Origin of the sequence: Limnospira sp. PMC 289.06 (genome assembly GCF_032350395.1) — a bacterium.
GTDB classification, from domain to species: Bacteria; Cyanobacteriota; Cyanobacteriia; order Cyanobacteriales; family Microcoleaceae; genus Limnospira; species Limnospira platensis.
This window is the reverse complement of sequence record NZ_JARPLC010000279.1, coordinates 1-1603: the sequence shown is the minus strand read 5'-3', so window position 1 is coordinate 1603 and position 1603 is coordinate 1. Positions and strand designations below refer to the sequence as shown.

Annotated in this window: 1 protein-coding gene; it reads right to left on the bottom strand. The window is 51.8% G+C overall.

Annotation, left to right across the window (positions count from 1 at the left end):
• Window positions 1-1317: SBBP repeat-containing protein (locus tag P5674_RS24475; RefSeq protein ID WP_315643202.1), on the bottom strand; the 1317-nt coding region annotated here is incomplete at its 3' end.
• Window positions 1318-1603: the final 286 nt, after the last annotated feature.

The window sequence follows — 1603 nt, the reverse complement described above, 5'->3', positions numbered from 1 at the left end:
GATAAAGGCATCTAACCCACCATTATTGGTTTGTCCATCTAGGTCGCCCGAAGTCGAGCCCGCCACATAAATCGACCCATCACTACCCGTGGTCATGGCGCGAGCATGGTCATTCAACCTGGTTCCCAACAGGCGCGTCCAGTCTTGAGTACCATCAGGCTGGAACCTGCTAATAAAGGCATCCCATTCGCCACCACTATTGGTTTGCCCGTCTAGGTCGCCCCCAGTCCAGCCCGCCACATAAATCGACCCATCACTACCGGTGGTCAGGGCACTAGCCTCGTCCCAAGCACTGGTTCCCAACAGGCGCGTCCAATCTTTAGTGCCATCAGGCTGGAACCTGCTGATAAAGGCATCACCCCTACCACTAGGGGTTTGTCCATCTAGGTTGTCCCCAGTCTTGCCTGCCACGTAAATCGAGCCATCACTACCGGTGGTCAGGGCATTAGCCCAGTCCCTACTACGGGTTCCCAATAGGCGCGTCCAGTCTGTAGTGCCATCAGGCTGGAACCTGCTAATAAAGGCATCAGGCACAAAATAAAAACCACCACTATGCATTTGTCCATCTAGGTTGTCAAAAGTCCTTCCCGCCACATAAATCGAGCCATCACTACCGGTGGTCAGGGCATGAGCCGAGTCCCAAAGCCTGGTTCCCAACAGGCGCGTCCAATCTTTAGTGCCATCAGGCTGGAACCTACTGATAAAGGCATCTTCGCTACCACTATGGGTTTGTCCGTCTAGGTCGCCCCGAGTCCTTCCCGCCACATAAATCGAGCCATCACTACCGGTGGTCAGAGCATGAGCCGCGTCACCGTCACTGTTTCCCAACAGGCGCGTCCAGTCTTGAGTGCCATCAGGCTGGAACTTGGTGATAAAGGCATCAGGCCAGCTACTACTATTTGTTTGTCCGTCTAGGTCGCCCCAAGTCGTACCCGCCACATAAATCGAGCCATCACTACCGGTGGTCAGGGCATGAGCATAGCGCGAATCACTGCTTCCCAACAGGCGCGTCCAGTCTTGAGTGCCATCAGGCTGGAACCTGCTGATAAAGGCATCAGCCCTACCACTATTGGTTTGTCCGTCTAGGTCCCCATAAGTATAGCCGGCTACATAAATCGAGCCATCACTACCGGTGGTCAGGGCAGTAGCCGAGTCCTCCTCACTGGTTCCCAAAAGGCGCGTCCACCCGAACTCTGGCGGCGCGGACATCTGTACTGCTACTGGGTCTCCTTCTACCCCACTTAATCCCAGTGGGGGCATGAAATTCTGAGAATCTGATGATTCAAAAATATGGAATATTTCGCTAGTATTGTTCATTAGGATATCCCCTCCAATGGAGCCATGAAGATTTCATACCTGATTGGTATTTACATGGCTCACGACAATTATACTTGGCTCCCCATATAACCTCCCACGGGACTTGTTGAAAAAATGCGATCGCACCCTTTCCCAGAACTCCATCAACCCGCCCCCAATCAACAGTTTAGGCAATCCTAAAAACATTCTAAAAATCTCAGTTTTTCTCTTGACAAATACCGGAGCTTGACCTACCATTAAAGAATGGGAATCCGTGCCGACATATATATGGGTTTATTCAGATAGT